At 60.7% G+C, this 17485-nt stretch carries 18 protein-coding genes and 1 pseudogene; 4 read left to right on the forward strand and 15 right to left on the reverse strand.

Going from position 1 to position 17485, the window contains the following annotated elements; translation table 11 throughout:
- Nucleotides 1–32: 32 nt before the first annotated feature.
- Nucleotides 33–155 (forward strand): annotated as a pseudogene (locus ACZK2R_RS22040) (ATP-binding protein); the annotation flags it as partial.
- 1369 nt (nucleotides 156–1524) lie between these two features.
- Here the strand turns inward: ACZK2R_RS22040 and ACZK2R_RS22045 are convergent.
- Together ACZK2R_RS22045 and ACZK2R_RS22050 are read right to left on the reverse strand one after the other, a co-directional pair.
- Nucleotides 1525–2244, reverse strand: a complete 720-nt coding sequence (locus ACZK2R_RS22045) for a DUF6602 domain-containing protein (protein WP_046984188.1) — start codon at nucleotides 2242–2244, stop codon at nucleotides 1525–1527.
- On the reverse strand, nucleotides 2241–3002 hold the full coding sequence (locus tag ACZK2R_RS22050; RefSeq protein WP_046984187.1) for a nucleotidyltransferase domain-containing protein: 762 nt from the start codon (nucleotides 3000–3002) through the stop codon (nucleotides 2241–2243). The genes ACZK2R_RS22045 and ACZK2R_RS22050 overlap by 4 nt, the downstream gene beginning before the upstream one ends.
- A 460-nt stretch (nucleotides 3003–3462) precedes the next feature.
- On the opposite strand from ACZK2R_RS22050, the gene ACZK2R_RS22055 reads away from it, so the two are divergent.
- Nucleotides 3463–3591, forward strand: a complete 129-nt coding sequence (locus tag ACZK2R_RS22055; RefSeq protein ID WP_080354804.1) for a hypothetical protein — start codon at nucleotides 3463–3465, stop codon at nucleotides 3589–3591.
- A gap of 232 nt (nucleotides 3592–3823) precedes the next feature.
- On the opposite strand, the gene ACZK2R_RS22060 is transcribed toward ACZK2R_RS22055, so the two are convergent.
- Nucleotides 3824–4102: a helix-turn-helix domain-containing protein gene (locus ACZK2R_RS22060; RefSeq protein ID WP_046984211.1), complete on the reverse strand. Its 279-nt coding sequence runs from the start codon at nucleotides 4100–4102 to the stop codon at nucleotides 3824–3826.
- A 1575-nt stretch (nucleotides 4103–5677) separates the two neighbouring features.
- Here ACZK2R_RS22060 and ACZK2R_RS22065 point away from each other — a divergent pair.
- On the forward strand, nucleotides 5678–6166 hold the full coding sequence (locus tag ACZK2R_RS22065) for a cyclin-dependent kinase inhibitor 3 family protein (protein WP_229301142.1): 489 nt from the start codon (nucleotides 5678–5680) through the stop codon (nucleotides 6164–6166).
- Between the two features lie 268 nt (nucleotides 6167–6434).
- On the opposite strand, the gene ACZK2R_RS22070 is transcribed toward ACZK2R_RS22065, so the two are convergent.
- On the reverse strand, nucleotides 6435–7049 hold the full coding sequence (locus tag ACZK2R_RS22070) for a hypothetical protein (protein WP_046984185.1): 615 nt from the start codon (nucleotides 7047–7049) through the stop codon (nucleotides 6435–6437).
- A 62-nt stretch (nucleotides 7050–7111) separates the two neighbouring features.
- Between ACZK2R_RS22070 and ACZK2R_RS22075 the strand changes: the two genes are divergently transcribed.
- The gene (locus ACZK2R_RS22075; protein ID WP_046984184.1) at nucleotides 7112–7387 is read left to right on the forward strand and encodes a hypothetical protein; all 276 of its coding nucleotides are present in this window, start codon (nucleotides 7112–7114) and stop codon (nucleotides 7385–7387) included.
- A gap of 139 nt (nucleotides 7388–7526) precedes the next feature.
- Here ACZK2R_RS22075 and ACZK2R_RS22080 read toward each other — a convergent pair whose 3' ends face one another.
- The 11 genes from ACZK2R_RS22080 to ACZK2R_RS22130 all read right to left on the reverse strand — a co-directional run bounded on the left by ACZK2R_RS22080 (nucleotide 7527) and on the right by ACZK2R_RS22130 (nucleotide 17422).
- Nucleotides 7527–7772, reverse strand: coding sequence for a hypothetical protein (locus tag ACZK2R_RS22080; protein ID WP_046984183.1), 246 nt, complete (start codon nucleotides 7770–7772; stop codon nucleotides 7527–7529).
- Between the two features lie 41 nt (nucleotides 7773–7813).
- Complete coding sequence (locus ACZK2R_RS22085; RefSeq protein WP_046984182.1) at nucleotides 7814–8455, reverse strand: hypothetical protein; 642 nt, start codon at nucleotides 8453–8455, stop codon at nucleotides 7814–7816.
- 19 nt (nucleotides 8456–8474) lie between these two features.
- Complete coding sequence (locus ACZK2R_RS22090; protein WP_197593495.1) at nucleotides 8475–9146, reverse strand: HupE/UreJ family protein; 672 nt, start codon at nucleotides 9144–9146, stop codon at nucleotides 8475–8477.
- Between the two features lie 56 nt (nucleotides 9147–9202).
- Complete coding sequence (locus ACZK2R_RS22095) at nucleotides 9203–12340, reverse strand: efflux RND transporter permease subunit (RefSeq protein WP_046984180.1); 3138 nt, start codon at nucleotides 12338–12340, stop codon at nucleotides 9203–9205.
- A gap of 10 nt (nucleotides 12341–12350) precedes the next feature.
- Entirely contained in the window at nucleotides 12351–13583 is a 1233-nt protein-coding gene (locus ACZK2R_RS22100) for an efflux RND transporter periplasmic adaptor subunit (protein WP_046984179.1), read from the reverse strand.
- Nucleotides 13580–14128 (reverse strand): TolC family protein, encoded by a 549-nt coding sequence (locus ACZK2R_RS22105; protein ID WP_440568620.1) that lies wholly within the window; start codon nucleotides 14126–14128, stop codon nucleotides 13580–13582. Before ACZK2R_RS22105 ends, ACZK2R_RS22100 begins: the two co-directional genes overlap by 4 nt.
- Complete coding sequence (locus tag ACZK2R_RS22110; RefSeq protein ID WP_440568622.1) at nucleotides 14065–14829, reverse strand: TolC family protein; 765 nt, start codon at nucleotides 14827–14829, stop codon at nucleotides 14065–14067. The genes ACZK2R_RS22105 and ACZK2R_RS22110 overlap by 64 nt, the downstream gene beginning before the upstream one ends.
- An 87-nt stretch (nucleotides 14830–14916) precedes the next feature.
- Nucleotides 14917–15282, reverse strand: a complete 366-nt coding sequence (locus ACZK2R_RS22115; protein ID WP_046984178.1) for a hypothetical protein — start codon at nucleotides 15280–15282, stop codon at nucleotides 14917–14919.
- Nucleotides 15283–15385: 103 nt separating this feature from the next.
- Nucleotides 15386–16036, reverse strand: a complete 651-nt coding sequence (locus ACZK2R_RS22120) for a hypothetical protein (RefSeq protein WP_046984177.1) — start codon at nucleotides 16034–16036, stop codon at nucleotides 15386–15388.
- Nucleotides 16037–16059: 23 nt separating this feature from the next.
- Entirely contained in the window at nucleotides 16060–16683 is a 624-nt protein-coding gene (locus tag ACZK2R_RS22125; RefSeq protein WP_197593503.1) for a HupE/UreJ family protein, read from the reverse strand.
- 361 nt (nucleotides 16684–17044) lie between these two features.
- Nucleotides 17045–17422: a hypothetical protein gene (locus tag ACZK2R_RS22130; RefSeq protein WP_143048168.1), complete on the reverse strand. Its 378-nt coding sequence runs from the start codon at nucleotides 17420–17422 to the stop codon at nucleotides 17045–17047.
- Nucleotides 17423–17485 lie beyond the last annotated feature (63 nt).

Below are 17485 nucleotides of genomic sequence, written 5' to 3' on the forward strand. Positions count from 1 at the left end.
TGTAGCCGCGTGACATGACACAGGATTACCTAATTCCGGAATGGAATCGAAGTGCGTTGGAAACCCTGCGCGAGCCGCTGGAATCCGGCCACATCCGCATCGCCCGCGCGGCGCGCAGCGTGCAGTATCCGGCGCGGTTCCAGCTTGTGGCAGCTTTTGTGAGGAATCTCACCATATAGGCATTTAGGTCGTCAGGGATGACCAATCGAGCCGACCAGTTCTTCACGGCAGACGGCAAAGAGCACCGAGCAGTCGCGACGGATACTTTATGATTGCCACAGCCCCCAAAGGGGTCACTGAGTAATCTTAGCTATTGCCGTGAGCATTCCAGGAACCAAGCCCGTCCGAAAGTACATCATTCCCCTCGCATTTCTGCTTGCCTTCGGAATGCCGCTAGTTTGCGTACTAGTAGCGAGACTGTTCGGTGATCTGTGCTGGCCGCAGAGAATCGGAGCGATTTACATCGGATTGTCAGTTCTTGTGCAGGGATACATTGCGGCTGATCAGTCAAAGGTCTGCCATGAGCTGAGCGACGGGACAACACTTCGCCAACACATCAATCAGACCGGCTTCACAATGGCCCTGTTCGGAACACTCTTCGCTGCGCTCGGGGATCTGCCCGGAAGCTACTACGGTGTTGCCATGTGCCGTGGCTAAACTCACCATCGAAATACACATTGAGGTCGCGCCCTGCTCCTCACTTTGAATGACCGTTGGACGCGAGCTTGGGCTTATCCATACAGTACTTCGTAACGTCGGAGCCCATCACAAGATGCCGACCCACGCGTCACAGCTATCGGCCGCTTTGGACCACTCAGCGTCGTCACAGCAGCTGCCCATCAATCATCGATTTCGCACTAGGTACGAGCACCCCGAAGCACGCCGGCAAAATTATTAGTCAGTTCCGCGGCCGGTGTTGCGCCGTCGAGTAGCCCATGAGGTGAAGGGAACCACTCGACCTCTCCCCCACCGGTGGTACGACGCAGACCCTACCGATCGCCAAAATGCTACCTACTATCAATCAATGGGGATACGCCCACAGCAGGTAGTTCGAGGAATCCTCGGGCACATCTGCTCCGTAGGCCGCGGAAGGAACGACGAGCGCCTCAGCAGGCACCTCTTCAACCCCGACTCCGGTCTTCCTCATGGAGTCCGCCTTAGCTACTGGGTCTACCCCTAGGCAGGACACACAGCGATTCGCGACTTCGCGCTGGGCAACTTTGCCACTGGCATTTCCAGCGTTGGGAATCTGCTCAAAAGCTACCCGCTCGCCTTCGCCAAGGCATGGAGCAAGGACTTCGTTTTGATTGGTACGCCGACATCGGGCCCGCCGACGAAGTTGATCCTCACTTGGACTTTGTGGCCCTCCTGGACAGCTATGGCCAGAGCATGTGCGAGGCAACCGCTACGCTGGCATGCACGATGAAGGAGCATTCATCGCCAAGGAGAGAAACCCCCAAAGCCTGGTGCGCAGATTGCGCCATTGTGACCGCATGCCCCAGCGGCAGGCATTCCCTTGCCAATCTACGGGATGTGTTTGGCGTAGCTACGAATGTCGAGCATCGGTACCGTTCCGAGCTCCTGCAGCCTAGCCATCAGTTCAAGCAAGAACCTTGTGGTTGCCCGCGGCCCAGCCTGCCGTTCGAGCGCGCCTTCATCGTTCATGAAGAACGTACCCGCATCTGCAATACAGCCCATATCCAGCTGTCTATTCCCGGCTTGACCAAGAACATGGTCGGCCAGGGTCTGTCCCAGCGGTGGCACCCACGGGCAGCTCAATGACAGCAACCCGGCGAGAATGCGAGCCGGCTCCTTCGCTGGTTTGGGACCATCGACTGTAGGCACCGGCATGGTGGTTCTGATCAGGCGCCTCACACTCTCTGCCTTGAATTGCGCATAGCCGATAGTCTCCGCGCTCGTTACCTGCTTGGCCTCAAAGACCGCATACACACTCTCCGCAGGAACGTAGTGCACCCCCAAGTAGGTGAACACCAATGGGGAGTATTGGCGATCGTGTATAACCACGTCGATCTGCTGACTGAAGTTCCCCTCGCTATCCACAACGTGGGCCTTGCTGACCACGTACCGCTTGGGCAAGTAGCTGCTTAGCAGATCGATCCAGACCTGTTCACTTGCATCTCCCTTGTCGGTGGGGTGATGCAACGCAAGGCGGGCAGTTCTGAGCGCGGCCTCCACCTGCTCGTGCAAGTGATCCAGAAGGTTGGGAAGTGATGGCTGATTCATTGGACGATGCTGCCCCATGTCTCTTGCGCAAGCGCAACCTGAGCGGCGCGCTCAATCGCAAGTTTGTCTGCAAACGTAAGATCATCAGAGATCGCGTTGTTCGCGTTAGCGGGGTCTGTAACCCGAGCGGCTACGAAACTATTGGCCAAGAAGCGAAGCACCACCAGAACGCGCTCGGCCAAGCTAACGGAGAAATTGAGCTGCAACGCCCGGATCACAACCAACTCAAGGTAGACCGATGGGAAGTCCAACCTGTTTTGATCCCGCCAGAGCTTGATGATCCTTGTCTCAGGCTGCATGCCGGCCGCGCGTACTACGTCAATGTGGGTTTGAACGTTGGTCTTCGTCCAAGTATCTGCCCGGCTGCGATAGAGACTATAGTCTGTGGTGAGCGCCGTTTGTTGTTTCCCAGGCACAAGATCCACATCAATCTGAGCCACCCGAATGCCCAGAGACACATCCTGCTTACGCACAACGTAGCCCGCATCTGTCAGAGCGTTGAAGAGCGTCAGGTAGATCTGCTTAAGACTATCGGGAGTCGAAGGACGCAAGGAAATAAAGAGATCCACATCAGTGCCACTCTTATTGGCTGTCCCCTTCGCGAAGGATCCGCTTGGAGTTACTGACTGCACGTACCGACCGCCCCAGGCATTGATCACCGGGGTCAGCGTTGCCCTCGCTAAGAACGCAGGGGAGAGCAAGGACGTATCGACGGCCTCTCTCGTAAGAATCGCCTTCAGGTACAGGTCTCCAGTCAAGCCCGATCTCCGTATCGTTCCTTGCCATTGTACGACTCATCCCGGCACCAGCAGCTTCATTGGTGTCCGGCTGGGCACTGTTTCGATACCTGCCATACCTGCCATGCCCGCCATGCCCACCACGCCCGCCATCCATGATGGCTCTGGATCCTTCAAACCGGCGTAGCATGGCGGGAAGCGACCTTAAGGGCAGCTACCATGGGCGAACTCTCTAATGCAGAGGTGGTCAGACTTGCGGAAGCCGCTCGCCAAACCTTCCGCCAGATCGCGATGGCATGGTCCTTGACCGATCAAGAGCAAAGCGCGCTCCTTGGCAGCCGGTTGAGATCGCCTTTGCTGTCGCATATTCAAGCGCATCCGATGCTACCCGGCCAGAGACGCTTGAGCGCGTGAGCTACCTGATTGGCATTCACGCTGCACTGCACAACACTTTTCCGATCAGCGACACGCCGATGGCTGGATACGTCGGCCGAATACCGGACGTCCGTTCAATGGTGCTATCGCGCTGGCACTGATGTGCAGCGGCCAATTAATCGACCTTGCCGCGGTCCGTGAGCACTGGAGACGAACGGAATGGGGCCCCCTCTAAACTGTGCACGCACTATGCCGGCAGCCAGCTACCTTGAGTCGGCTGGTTGCGGTTGCATAGCAATGAGCATGCCGTATTGGTCGCGAGGCAACTCGAACCAGAACAGTCATTGATCAGACAAGGCCGAACGTTGGCAGCAGCTCAACCAAGAAGGTTCTTCGCTTCACAGGTGGCCCCCGCAGAAAGAGCCCACATGAATCATCTGGCTTGACGCAATCACCACCGTCGCTCGCTAGTGCCGGTCCTTAATCTGGCTGCCGCGCACGCTCTGTAGCATCTTCATGACCTGATCAGAGACCTCAGCCGGAGAGAACCCCAAGGCAGCGGCGATGAGGCAGAACTCCAATACGTCCAAGCGCCGGGCCCCAGACTCAACGGAAGAGACTCGCTGCTGAGGCCACCCCAGATGAGCGGCTAGCCGGGTTTGACTGATACCCAACGACTCACGTCGCTCGCGGAGCAGGCCGACCAACCGAAGGTACGCACTTTGGTAGATCGTCTTGGTAGCCATCAGGTCCGCCTGGAGGAGCGGAACGAAATCTATGGCCGAGCCGGGCACTACATGAAAATTGTGTAGACGACTTTCCGGTGGCTTGCTAGCATCAGAGCCGGTTGAACTGCCGGGGATCGAGTGATCTATGGTCGTGACCAACAGACCCTCATCCCTCCGTGGCCAGACCTCGATGCGCTGCTAGTATCGCTTGGGCCGTTCTACGCGTGCGCGTGGTGTGCGCTCGAGCGCTCCACTTCGATTTCCGCACCTGTGGCCGCTGACACAGCAGTTGCGCAGCACTTGCTGCTGTTCCTTCAGACAGCGGGGGTCCTAGCTGAGACGAGCTCGTCAAATGGCTCTACAAGGCGATCTCTTTACGACCCTATTAGCTGGAGCTATCGGGAGAGCAGTCAGCTGCCTGACGACCTGAGTAGTTCACTAACCCATGCACTTAGAGCATGGCGCCCCTCGCTTGGAGCACAGGACCGACAGTGGCTCTGGCGTCAGCTTTCCGACCGCGAAGCTGCTGCCTATCTCGTGTCATTGCTACGCAAGCATCGGATCCGTACTCAACACGCCGAGGAGATCCTATGTGTACAGGAAAGAGAATGGCGTGAGCTGAGTTTGGGACGCAAGCGATACGTGCTTTGGTCGTCAGTCCGGGGAGCTGCGAGTGAGTTCTTAAGCACCGGCGGCGACGAATCCGCAGCATTGACCGTGCTGAGCCGCGAGATACGCGGTCGAGCAGATTGGCTATCTCGCAAGCAAGCATCAGGAACGCTAAGCAAGTCTGACTACTGCTTTCTGCCGGACCCTGCATGGCGGCGACCGCTGATGGTCGATGTCGCGTTGGAGTGCCTACTGCCTATTGGCGACGACTACTGGCTCGCCCCTCCTATTCTGGCTCGGCAGCAAGAGGGGCCAGGACTCAGATCGCGTCTCTTACGACGCACTCAAACGTAGATAGGCTCCTATCGCATGCGCCCCAGTATCCTCGCCCTCGATCTCGAGGGAACCCTGATCTCCAATGCGGTCAGCCAAATTCCTCGACCAGGACTTCGGGATTTCCTAGATTATGCTAGAACCACCTTTGATGAGGTTGTGCTTTTCACAACGGTATCTCGGCATATGTCGCTAAGAATCGCCTTACTTCTGGCTGAGGAAGGCCATGTGCCTGGCTGGTTCACAGGGGTCCGCTACGTCGAATGGACTGGGCCTACCAAGGACCTTCGATTCGTGTCTCCACTACTTGGCCAAGCTCTGCTGCTTGACGACCACCGCCCCTACATCCACCGGGGTCAACACAAGTTCTGGGTTGAGGCCCCGCTATTCGCATCACCGTACCTTGCTGATGACAGTGGGTTGCAGGCCGCCCAGCGACGCATCGGGGAGAGAGTGTCGCTGCTTTCTAGCTCGCCTGACTAAGCATCAATCGAAGCCATCGCGCCAGAGCCGCAGACGAAGCCACGTCTAGGTTCTCTGCATGACAGAGCGCGCCATTCAATCGCCGGAGTCAGCGTGACTAGAACCAGTCTTTCCCACCCCCTTCAGATTGCGACTCTCCCGGTTGGCCATTGCGGTGGGGCCATCGGGGTGACGTTCGCGCCTGGCAAGCATCAAGTCACAGCTATGACCGGATCGTGGTCGCGAGACTTGGATATGGACCTTCAAGCTATAAGTTCATGGGGCGCAAGTCATCTCATCAGTCTAATTGAGCCTTGGGAGTTCGAGGATCTTCAGATCGCCGCTCTGCCAGAGCGTGCAGCAGACCATGGTCTACGGTGGTACGGACTGCCGATCGTGGATGGCGCCGCGCCCGATTACGGGTTCCTCCAGCGATGGAAGGAGTTGGAGACGTCCATCTGCAACGCGCTACTTAACGGCAAACGGGTTGTCGTCCATTGCAAGGGCGGACTTGGCAGAGCAGGCACTGTCGCCTGCATGCTTCTCCTCAGCACCAAGACTTCCCTGAGCAGCGAGGATGCGATCAGGCGCGTGAGAATGGTACGCCTTGGTGCCGTTGAGACATTGGAGCAAGAGGAGTTCCTGCACAACTGGGCATCTGCCTCACATCACCTCTAGGGAAGCACTGATCAGCTTCCTGTCCTTCTGATAAGACCAACCCCAACGTGTCGCTGCTGAGGATCGTCGCGTTAGGAGAGGGCGCGGCAGCAGCCGGCGCAAGTCAGTATCGGGCGACTGACCAATGCCCGGCTTCGGTCAGAAGACGATAGCCCCCTCCCCCGATAGATCTTTCTTATCCACGACTAGCCTTGAGCCTACTGGTCCCGCGGAGAAGAGAAATAAGGGGCGGGCGGATTCTGGCGTTAGCCGGATTGCCGCCAACGACCTAGATCTCTCCAAGATCCTTGAGCACGGCCTGTCCCTTCTGCAAGAACCCAGCCAGCAACCGGCCTCCCGCCACTCGCCGGCCAAGTTGCTCATTGAGGTAGCTGGCCTGCAGGCGTGCGTGGGCCAGCAGATCCTTCTGGGCCATGCTAGGAATCACGGCCCGGAGCGGTTCGCCTGGTGAGGCCAGCTGCCCCCGGATCGGCTGGACCACGCAAGGGTGCTGGCTGCCGCTCTTGGCATATGCCGTGGCCATCATCCGGTCGCTCTTCGACGACCAGCCACCAAACACCAACTCGGTCCCGAGCTGCTCGATCGGTAATCCTGCCTCGGCTGCCGCCTTCTCGTAGTTCGGCCACAGCTGGTCCACCACCAACCCCAGCTCGGCAGATAACTGTTCCATTGTGAAATCTGCGCGGTAGCTAGCCTGCAGCGCCAGCTCATAAATGCGAAGGAAGAACTGCGTAGAACCTCGCGTAGCAAACATCAGGTTGTGCTGAGGGATCAGCAGCAGCTTTGCCCCGGCGGAATGTGCCCCTGTGAGAGCATCCTCTGCCAAGGTATCCACGGCGACGACAAGGTGATCACGAGTGAGCAGAAGGTTGAGGATGCTCATGGCGGACTCGTCCAGATGTTCGCAAACTATCGCCTTCCCACCCCTTGCCTGTCCAGACTGCCATGACCTCCGAGATCACAGAAATCCTTGAGCGCCTCCACGCTTGCGAGGCCGCACTTGAGATGCACCGCGGCTACCTCAAAGCAATGGAGTATGGGTTGCGGGTTTCGTTTCTAACACACCAAGACCCGGTGATTCTGCTCGACACGTGGACCAGACTGCTCCCCTCGATCGCCCATAGCCACGAGAGGGAGGGCAGCCAGCAATTCGCCGCCGCATTCCAGCAGTCCCTGACAGTTCTCACTGAGCAGATCGGCACCGAGTGCAAGAGACCCTAAGCAGCCAAGGCGTACGGCTCAACGAGGCGGGCAATGTCCGATCTCGGCCAGAAACGGACGTCCCAGCACACGGTGCCTGCACTGCGACTTCTGCATCAATGTGGCCCGACACTTACAGCCGGGCCACATTGCCCACCGCTTACTTCTTCTTAGCGCCCGAAGCCGCCTCGGCGTCGCAACGCTCCTTCAATGCCTTGGTCTGAGAGTCATTCAGATCAACCTTGTACTTCGATCGATCAGCCAGCTGCTCGCACGTCTTTGGCTTAGCTTGTGGCGCGGCGGCCGGCACCGGATCGGCATGCAAGGCAGGATCGTGGGCAGATGCGCCTGAGGACCATGTCAGGCCGGCAACGAGGCATACAGCGAACGTATAACGCAGTTTCATGGATTGACTCCTGGGTTGGTTCCGGCGGAATGCCGGGGGTGTTACGGCTGATACAGGTCGGCCTGATAGCCATTCAGTTCGATTGTGATGATCACCGGCGAGGTACCTCGGTTCTGCCAATACCAGCCATGTGTTCCATCGAAGGGAGCGATGAAAGTCCCCTCTGCTTTCGATTGGGCGCCCTCTACGGCGTAGCTGGTCCAGGCTCCCTTCACGTCAGGTCTCTCGCCATGCATGTCCACGGCAACCGGAGCGCTGGATGTCCAGCGGAACAGCATTCCTGCACCCGTGGTCATGTGGGACTTCAGCTCCATGCCTTTGCCTGGCTCGATTTCGATGGTCATGGTGTCCTGACGCAGCGCGCCAGAACCAAAACCTACAGCCGCTGGATCAAGGGATTGCCCCTTGTTCTCTCCGAAGGCGACCTTGGCCTTCTCGGACAAGGCCGCAATGGCTTCCGGGCGCCCATTTGAGGTTTGAGGAACGGCTTCAGATGCGGAGGAATCGCCGCTCGCGGCCAGCGCATCCAAACCGAGGGCACGACCCACGCCAGTCGGGTCAATGCCGTACTCGGCGGGCAGTACGGTAGTGATCAGAATCACACCAGCGACCGCCACGGCGAGCGCGGTCGATTTGAGCAGTCGGCGAGTGCTGGGAAGTTGCTGATTGATGGAAATGGACATTGAAAGCCTCGATCAAAGGTCAGGAAACGAAGTAGCCCGTCAGTTGCATGCCCATCAGCACGAAGCCGGCACACATCAGGACGGTATTGATGCTGTAGGCCTGCCGATGGAAGGACGGCAGGCGACGCCAGAAGCCCATCAGAATCAGGATGCCGGCCAAGGCCAGCAGCTGGCCCAGCTCCACGCCGACGTTGAACGCCAGCATGTTGGGCACCAGCCCGTCAGCGGACAGGGTGAAATCCTGCAACTTCGTTGCCAATCCGAAGCCATGGAAGAAGCCGAAGATCAGCACGGCTGCTTTGGTGTTGGGCTGCACGCCGAACCAGCGCTTGAACGCCCCCATGTTGTCCAGTGCCTTGTAGACCACTGACAGTCCGATGATGGCGTCCACCACGTAGGCATTCACGTGGAAGCCACCCAACACGCCCAGCAGCAGCGTCGTGCTGTGACCAATGGCGAACAAGGTCACGTAGATGCTGACATCACGCATCCGGTACAGGAAGAAGATCACCCCGAACAGAAACAGCAGGTGGTCGTACCCTGTGACCATGTGCTTGGCACCCAGGTAGGTAAATGCAATCAGCTGGGTGCCCGTGCTGTCCTCCAGGAAGGCTTGGTCACCCTCACTGACACCGTGGGCGAACGCAGCCCAGGGAATCAACAGCGCGGCCAGCAGGAGGAGCCACGACAACGGTCTGTTCAACGGAATCAAGCGTAGGTTCCTCAACGTTGGAAAAAGGGAAAGCGTCATTCGGCTTCATCCTTGGACGTATCGCCCTCGCGATGGATGAGGCGGTAAAGCGCAGGAAGCACCAGCAGCGTCAGAAGCGTGGACGAGACGATGCCGCCGATGACCACCGTGGCGAGAGGACGCTGTACTTCAGCGCCGGCACCGACGTTCAGTGCCATGGGCAGGAAGCCCAGGCTGGCGACCAGGGCAGTCATCAGCACAGGTCGCAAGCGTCCCGCTGCCCCCTCGCTGACAGCGCGGTGGAGAGGCACACCCTGTTCCCGCAGGCTTTTGATGAAGCTGATCATCACCAGGCCGTTCAGTACCGCCACGCCCGAAAGCGCGATGAACCCGACACCGGCCGAGATGGACAGCGGAATGTCACGCAGCCACAGAGCCGCCACACCGCCGGTAAGGGCGAGCGGCACGCCGCTGAAAACGATGGCGGCATCACGTCCCGAACCAAACGCCATGAACAGCAGGCCGAAGATCATCACCAGCACTACGGGCACCACCACCATCAGCCGCTCGCTGGCCGAGATGAGCTGCTGGAACGTGCCGCCATACTCCACCCAGTAACCTTCAGGCAGCTGGACTTCATCTCCGACGGCGGCGCGCAGCTCCTCGACGAACGAGCCGAGATCGCGTCCGCGGACGTTGCTGGTGATAACCACACGCCGCTTGCCGTTCTCGCGGCTGATCTGATTCGGGCCTGGAGCCACCTCAACCTTGGCCAGCTGCCCCAGCGGAACGAAACCGCGATCAGCATCGGCCTCTGTCGAACCTGACACCGGTACAGGCAGTGATTCCAGCGTGCGCGTGTCCTGACGCAGGTTCTCGGGCAGCCGCACGACGATGTCGAAACGACGATCACCTTCGAATACTTGGCCAACGGACTCCCCACCCAATGCGACCGATACGGTCTTCTGCACATCGTCGATTGCCACGCCATAGCGCGCCAACGCGTCCAGGTCAGGCGTAATGGTCATCAACGGAAGGCCCGAGACCTGCTCCAGCTTCACGTCCGCTGCGCCGGTGATCCGGTTGGCAACGTCCTCGATCTGGCTGCCGATCTGTGCGAGTTGATCCAGATCGTCGCCATAGAGCTTGATCGCCACTTCCGCGCGCACGCCGGCGATCAGCTCATTCATGCGCATCTGCACCGGCTGAGTGAACTCGTAGTTGTTGCCGGGGATGGCTCTGACGGTCTTCTCCAGCTCGGCAATCAGCTGGGCCTTTGGTTTGCGCGGGTCCGGCCACTGGTCCCGATCCTTGAGCATGATGAAGGTGTCGGCGACCGACGGAGGCATCGGGTCGGTCGCCACCTCGGCAGTACCGATCTTGGCCACCACCTCGTCGACTTCAGGGAACTGCTTGATGGCAGCTTCCAGCTGGCGTTGCATGCCGATGGCTTGGGTAAGGCTGGTTCCGGGGATGCGCAGCGCGTGCAGGGCGATATCGCCTTCATCCAGGTTGGGGATGAACTCTGTACCCATGCGACTGGCACCGATGCCGGCCACCACGGTAAGTGCAACCGCTGCGCCGACCACCCACCTACGGGCACTGACCGCCCGCTCCAGCAGAGGGCCATACAGGCGGGTTACGCCACGCATGACCTTGGTTTCCTTCTCGGACACCTTGCCGGTGACGAACTGCGCCACGGCAGCCGGCACGAACGTCAGCGACAACGCCATGGCACCGGTGAGGGCGATTACCACGGTCAAGGCCATGGGATGGAACATCTTTCCTTCCACACCCGACAACGCGAAGATCGGGATGTACACCGCCGCGATGATGAACAGACCGAACAGGCTGGGCTTGATGACCTCGGCGCTTGCCGAAGCGGCCAGGGAGAATCGCTCCTCGCGCGTTAACAGGCGTCCCAGCGCATGCTGGCGTTCACCGAAGCGGCGCAGGCAGTTCTCCACGATGATGACCGCGCCGTCCACGATCAGGCCAAAGTCGAGCGCACCGAGGCTCATCAGGTTGGCCGATACCCGGTTCTGCACCATTCCGGAGATCGTTAGCAGCATGGTCAACGGGATGACCGCAGCGGTGATGAGCGCGGCGCGCAGATTGCCCAGCAGCAGGAACAGCACCGCGATGACCAGCAGCGCGCCCTCCAGGAGGTTCTTCTTCACCGTTTCAATGGTGCGATCCACCAGCTCGGTTCGGTCATACACCGGGTGTGCACGAACGCCCTCGGGCAGCGTGCCGTCGATCTCCTTCAGCTTGGCAGCGGTGCGCTGGGCAACGGCCCGGCTGTTCTCGCCGATCAGCATGAAGGCCGTGCCAAGCACAACTTCCTTGCCATCCTTGGTGGCGGCGCCGGTCCGCAGCTCGGTGCCTTCGTGGACATCAGCAAGATCGCCTACTCGCAGCGGCAGCCCCTCACGATTGGCCACCACGATCTTGCGCAGGCCGTCCATGTCGGCAACCTGCCCAGGCACGCGTACCAGGTATTGCTCGCCGCTCTTCTCGATGTAGCCCGCACCGACGTTCGCATTGCTGCGGGCAACGGCCTCCATGACGTCCTGCAGGGTCAGGCCATAGGCCTGCAGCTTGCGGGGGTCTGGCGTGATATGGAACTGGCGGACGTAACCGCCCACGGTGTTGACCTCGGTCACGCCCTTCAGGTGCCGCATCTGCGGGCGTACCACCCAGTCCTGCAGGGTACGCAGTGCCATTGGCGTCCAGGTTTTCTCAGCTCCTGGTTCGGCCTCCACGGTGTACATGAAGATTTCGCCCAGGCCCGTGGCAACCGGTCCCAGTGTTGGCTTCAGGCCATTGGGCAACTGGGAGGCCGCCTGCTGCAGACGCTCAGCAACCTGCTGGCGGGCGAAGTAGATATCTGTCCCATCCTCGAATACCACGGTCACCTGCGAAAGGCCGTAGCGCGAGATTGAGCGTGTGTACTCCAGACGTGCCAACCCGGCCAGTGCGGTTTCAACCGGGAAAGTCACGCGCTGCTCGGCTTCCAGTGGCGAATAGCCAGGGGCTTCGGTGTTGATCTGTACCTGTACATTGGTAATGTCAGGCACGGCGTCGATGGGAAGCTTGCTGTAGTTCCAGATGCCCAGGCCGGACAGCGCCAGCACGAGCAGCAGCACAAGCCATCGATGCGCGATGGACGCGCGAATGATTCGCTCTAGCATGGGATGCCCCTCAGTGATCGTGGCTCGCGCCAGACTTTTCGATGTCCGCGCGAATCAGGTAGCTTTGCTCGCTGACATAACGGGTACCGGGCTTGAGGCCACCGAGTACCTCGACCAGCTGCCCATCGCGCTTGCCGAGCTCAAGCATGCGCACCTCATACGTGTCGCCCACCTGTGCGAAGACCACGGTGAAGTCACGGAAGCGCTGCAGCCCGGATTCCTTGACTGCCAACGGGACCTGGGTTTCGGACAACACGACCTCGGCCGACACGGCCATACCCGGGCGCCACCGGCCGTCTTCATTGGGGATGCTGACCCGTGCGACTACGCTTTGGCCGGCACTGGCCAAGGGGAGCAGGCTCTGCACCCGTCCTTGGGTTTCATGGGCGCCAGTGGCTGAGCGAAGCGTCACCACCTGGCCTGCAGCAAGCCGCTCGGCGTCGGTGCCCAGTGCCCGCAGGTCTACCCATACCTCGGAGAGGTCGGCGATCTCGAACAACGTGTTGTCTGCCGCCACGTCCCCAACGCTGGTATTACGCGCCAACACAATTCCGCCAAACGGCGCGATGACGGCATAGCTGCGCATGCTGTCGTTGCCTTCCACCGTGGCCAGAGTCTGGCCCGCACTGACTCGCTGGCCCATCTCGACTGCAACGCTGCGCACCACGCCGGGAAAGCGTGCTTTCACTGCGGCTTGCCGCGCCGTGTTGACCGTCACGTTGCCCATCAAGGTCACTGTGTCGCGGATGCTGGCACTGCCTGCTGCTTCCACCACGATGCCCGCGTCCTTAGCTGCTTGTGGTTCGATTCGCGTACGGCCTTCATAGGAGGGGTAGTTCCAGCGATGGGACTTGCCTGCTGCGGTGGCTTCGGCCACCACATCGAACGAGTGCGGCTCAGTGACCTCCCCACTGCCGACGAGGTAGCCGTTCTCCGGCTTGAAGCTGAAGGTATTGACCTCGCCGTCCAGACGCTTGAGCTGCATGCTCGCCTGCACTTCGGAAGGCGGAATCGGTTTGTCGTTGCGATACGCGTAAAGACGGAAGTGTGGCGGCGTGTTGGTTTCGTAAACGGTGATCTCGAGGGCAAAATCGCCGTCACGCAGCATGCGCCCTCGATTCGGCCCTCGTTCGTAGTCGGCGGATGCGGCAGCTGTCTCGGTAGAGGCTTCGGTCGCGGCTTTGTCACCGCCGCAGGCGGAAAGGACCAAGGGGAACATGATCAGGAATGCGTAGCGGTTCATGGGCGGATGTCCAGAGCGGAGGCGGTGAGGCGATCTGCCTCGACCAGCAGTCGGAGATAGCGGGCGGCGGCTTCAACTTCGCGCTCGCGAAGGTCGAACAGGGTCTTCTGCGCCTGGCCCAGCGCCAGATAGGAGAATCGGCCCTCCTCGAAGCCGCGCCGGCTCTGCTTCAGTGCTGCCTCGGCCTTGGGCAGCTGGCGTTCGCGTACCGACTCGACCTCCAGCTGCGCTTGCCGCAATTGCTGGTAGATATCGAAAAGTTCCTGTTGCAGTTCAACGGCCTGCGCTTGGCGCCGGGCACTGAGGGCAGACAGCTCGTGGTCGACTTCAGAAACGGAATACGCTGATCGCTTGCGGCTGCCCAATGGGACAGAAACCGACATCACCAATCCGCTGTCTTTGGTGGCTTCCAGCCGGCGAATGCCCAGGCCCACGCTGACATCTGGCCGGGCGGCGGCAAGCGCCACGTTACGGCGCGCGGTCAGCACGCCTGCCTGGGACTCAAGAAGCTGTTGCTGAGGTGTCGAAGGCAGCTTCGCGGCCATCGCCTGGAACTGCTCAAGGGGGGCAGCACCGAGGTATCACCAGCGACGGCGCCAAAGTCGACCGTCAACGCACCCCATGAAGCTGCGAGCGCATGGCGTGTCGACTCCAGACGCTCCAGCGCCTGATCGCGCTTGAGTTCGGCGTCGGCAACTGCGATTTCTGCCGCTCGCAGGTCGGAATCAGGATTGCGCGCCGCCGAGACCCAACGCCCGACCTCTCGCTGCAGGGCGCGCGCCATCGCGATGCGCTCCTGCGCGTGTTCCACATGCTCCTGCGCGGCCAGCACATCGATGAACCGTCCTGCGGCTCGGGTGGCGATGGTTACGCGAGTCACGTCCCCTGCCCGTTGGGCCGCGTCGATCTCCGCGCCGCCCAATGCCTGTCGCGCAGCGCGCTTGCCGCCGAGTTCCAGCAGGCGGGATACGCGGAACGTTGCCTCAGCGGCATCCATCCCTGAAACGCTGCCGCTGCCAGCAACGTTCTCCAGTTCCCCGCCCAGAATGATGGGCGCCGGCAGGCCCTCCCGGGCTGCACGGCTGCGGGTTGCCTCCAGCTGGGCGGCATCAGCTGCGGCGCTCGGATGACTGCCCAGGGCGCGGGCGACCGCTTCCTCCAGGCGCAGAACTTCGGCGGCATGGCCAGGCACGGCCATACCGCAGGCGCCGGCAATGGCCAGCGCCCACACACTACGGAATTTCACGGAAGCCTCCGGAAAGATGTTAGAACAACGCGCTGCCGCCCGCTAAGGCAGGCAGCAGAACAGGCCGCGCGGACGCGGCAGGCGTTGTCAGACGATCGGAGGCCGGAAGGGCGAGGCGGGATAACCCAAAGGCACGCGCAGCAGCCGCAATGCGGGCACGTCGGCGCTCAGTGCGAGAGCGACTACCTGGTGGTGGCCATTGAACAGGCTCCCTGCGAAGCTTGCGTCTGCCTGGTGCAGCACGCTGTGCGCACCAGAGGCGTGGTCGTCGTCGAGGTTGTCACTGGCTCCGGCCGGATGGGAATGCCCATGGTCGAACGCAGCGGCGATGTCGTGCTCCAGACCATGCAGTTCGCTCAGCTGGATCACCATCGGCCGCGCCACAACACTCAGCAGCATCAGCGCGAAAAGGCTGATGCGGGCGAGCACACGGTGGCGGGCGGAAAGACGCATGGGATCTAGGGTAAATGTGGCACGTGGCCTTGTCGAGATGGTAGGACGAATGTTTGCAGAGGAGCGTACCCGGCTGCCCCGGGCACGCCCTCCTGGCCTGGTCTTACATTTTCTTCAGCTGTTCATACTGCCCGCCCGTACGCAGCAGCAGGGTGACCGGTTCCTCGCCGCGATTGCGCCAGAACCAGCCGTGGTTGCCCGTAAAGGCGGCCAGAAGTACGCCCTGGTCGGACGCCTCACCTCGCCCCTTCTCATAGCTGATCGCACGACCACCGCCGTCACCATGGGTGTCGAAGTTCACCACCCCGCCCTGGACCGACCAAGTGTAGGTCGCACGCTCGCCTTCCTTCATGGAAAGCTTGATTTCGGTACCCTGACCGGGCGCCAGCACGACTTCGGCTTCGTCACGCCATTCCGTGGCTGCGGGCGCTGAGGCCGAAGCAGCGGCCGGCTTGGGAGTGACTTCGACTGTCTGGCGATCCCGCGTGGAGACCTGGGTGAGCACGGCGAGGCCCTCCTCGGCCCGGGCATCCATGGCCGCATCCGCTGCGGCTTCTTCGGACAGTTGCTGCTTGATCTGTCCCATCTCGGTCAGACCCAGCATTCGGCCTATACCCAACGGATCCACGGCGTGTTCCGCAGGCAGCACGACACCGATGAGAAGCACGACGGCGATGCCGGCGGCGATGAGGGTAGTGCGCGCCAGCTGGCGGCTGCTGGGGAGGTCACTTTCGAGGGGCTTGCTGTTGTACATGATGGTAGGGATCTCTCAAGGATTCAGGAAATGGCGTAGCCGGTCAGCTGCATGCCGATCAGGACGAAACCTGCGCAGAGCATTGCCGCGTTGGCGAAGTAGGCGTGCTTGAAGAAGCTGGCGGTGCGGCGCCAGTAGCCCATCACAATCAGGATGGCGCCCAGGGCAAGCATCTGCCCCATTTCCACCCCGACGTTGAAGGCGAGCAGGTTCGGAAGAAGACCATCGGGGGAGATGTCGTACTCGATGATCTTGGTGGACAGGCCAAAGCCATGGAACAGTCCGAACACCAGTGTCGCGACCTTGGTATTGGGCTGGAAGCCGAACCAACGCTGGTAGGCACCGAGGTTGTCCAGCGCCTTGTAGACCACTGACAAGCCGATGATCGCATCGATGAGATAGCTGTTGATGCCCACATTGAAGAGCACACCCAGCAGCATCGTCGTGGAATGACCGATGGCAAACAGGGTGACGTACAGCGCGACATGCTTCATCCGGTAAAGGAAGAAGATCACGCCCAGCAGGAACAGAATGTGGTCATACCCGGTGGCCATGTGCTTGGCGCCCAGGTAAGCGAAGGCGATCAGATTTACCCCTGATATCTCTTGGATGTAACCCTTGTCGCCCTCGGCGATGGCATGCGCCAGAGCACCATCGGCAGTGAAAACAAGTAGCAACATGGTTATCGCTGCGAGCAGCGTGCGCGGCCAGTGCGACGGCATGGCCATGGGATGGGTACGGGTGGATAACCCGGAATGTGGTCTGGGGATCATGATGGAGTTCTTGAGTGACATGACATGCCACGGACCTCCGCGCCGCGCCCCGCCACAGGCGCACGGCAACGCCATGCAGATGTGTGCCAGGGCACGCATGCACGTCGTTACCGCGCGGTGGCGCAGGAGTCAGCCGGATCGTGGCCGGAATACAGAGGGGAACTGCGATGCGTCTAGCCGCAAGCCAGCCGCACGCCCGCAGAAAGCAGGCAGCGCGGCAGACATGCGCCCGGCATCAGGCCGCGACGATGGGAGGCCTGAACAACGATGAGCAGTGATGGGCAATGAACGCTGCCTGGCGATGCCAGGGGTGCGCACCACGGCCGATGGCTGGATCGTGGAGTGCTACGTCCAGCAGGATGCCAAGTGACCCGCCCAGATCGGACTGGTGCAGCACGCCATGGCCGCCCGACGCGTGCAGAGGATCCCGATCTGCAGCATCACGATCGCCCGCGTGCGGATGTCCATGTTCGGCTGCGGTCTGCACCATGTGCTGCAGACCATGCAGCTCGCCAAGATGATTCAGCACCGGGCGCAGGAACATGCTCGCCACCAGCATCAGAAAGATGCTGGTGAGCAGTCGCACATTCGATATCCGGCGCAGTGATGTCATGCTCAAAGACTAGTGTGTTGCTGGATCAAAGTCGACACGAAAAAGGGGGGGTGTTCAGCGTGC

This window comes from Stenotrophomonas sp. 96582_Sma (genome assembly GCF_056480905.1).

Bases quoted from the DNA above. Each gene is read 5' to 3' on its own strand.
- ACZK2R_RS22045 (WP_046984188.1), bottom strand. From the start codon at position 2,244: ATGAATCAGCCATCACTTCCCAACCTTCTGGATCACTTGCACGAGCAG.
- ACZK2R_RS22060 (WP_046984211.1), bottom strand. From the start codon at position 4,102: ATGGCTACCAAGACGATCTACCAAAGTGCGTACCTTCGGTTGGTCGGC.
- ACZK2R_RS22070 (WP_046984185.1), bottom strand. From the start codon at position 7,049: ATGAGCATCCTCAACCTTCTGCTCACTCGTGATCACCTTGTCGTCGCC.
- ACZK2R_RS22075 (WP_046984184.1), top strand. From the start codon at position 7,112: ATGACCTCCGAGATCACAGAAATCCTTGAGCGCCTCCACGCTTGCGAG.
- ACZK2R_RS22080 (WP_046984183.1), bottom strand. From the start codon at position 7,772: ATGAAACTGCGTTATACGTTCGCTGTATGCCTCGTTGCCGGCCTGACA.
- ACZK2R_RS22085 (WP_046984182.1), bottom strand. From the start codon at position 8,455: ATGTCCATTTCCATCAATCAGCAACTTCCCAGCACTCGCCGACTGCTC.
- ACZK2R_RS22095 (WP_046984180.1), bottom strand. From the start codon at position 12,340: ATGCTAGAGCGAATCATTCGCGCGTCCATCGCGCATCGATGGCTTGTG.
- ACZK2R_RS22100 (WP_046984179.1), bottom strand. From the start codon at position 13,583: ATGAACCGCTACGCATTCCTGATCATGTTCCCCTTGGTCCTTTCCGCC.
- ACZK2R_RS22105 (WP_440568620.1), bottom strand. From the start codon at position 14,128: ATGGCCGCGAAGCTGCCTTCGACACCTCAGCAACAGCTTCTTGAGTCC.
- ACZK2R_RS22115 (WP_046984178.1), bottom strand. From the start codon at position 15,282: ATGCGTCTTTCCGCCCGCCACCGTGTGCTCGCCCGCATCAGCCTTTTC.
- ACZK2R_RS22120 (WP_046984177.1), bottom strand. From the start codon at position 16,036: ATGTACAACAGCAAGCCCCTCGAAAGTGACCTCCCCAGCAGCCGCCAG.
- ACZK2R_RS22130 (WP_143048168.1), bottom strand. From the start codon at position 17,422: ATGACATCACTGCGCCGGATATCGAATGTGCGACTGCTCACCAGCATC.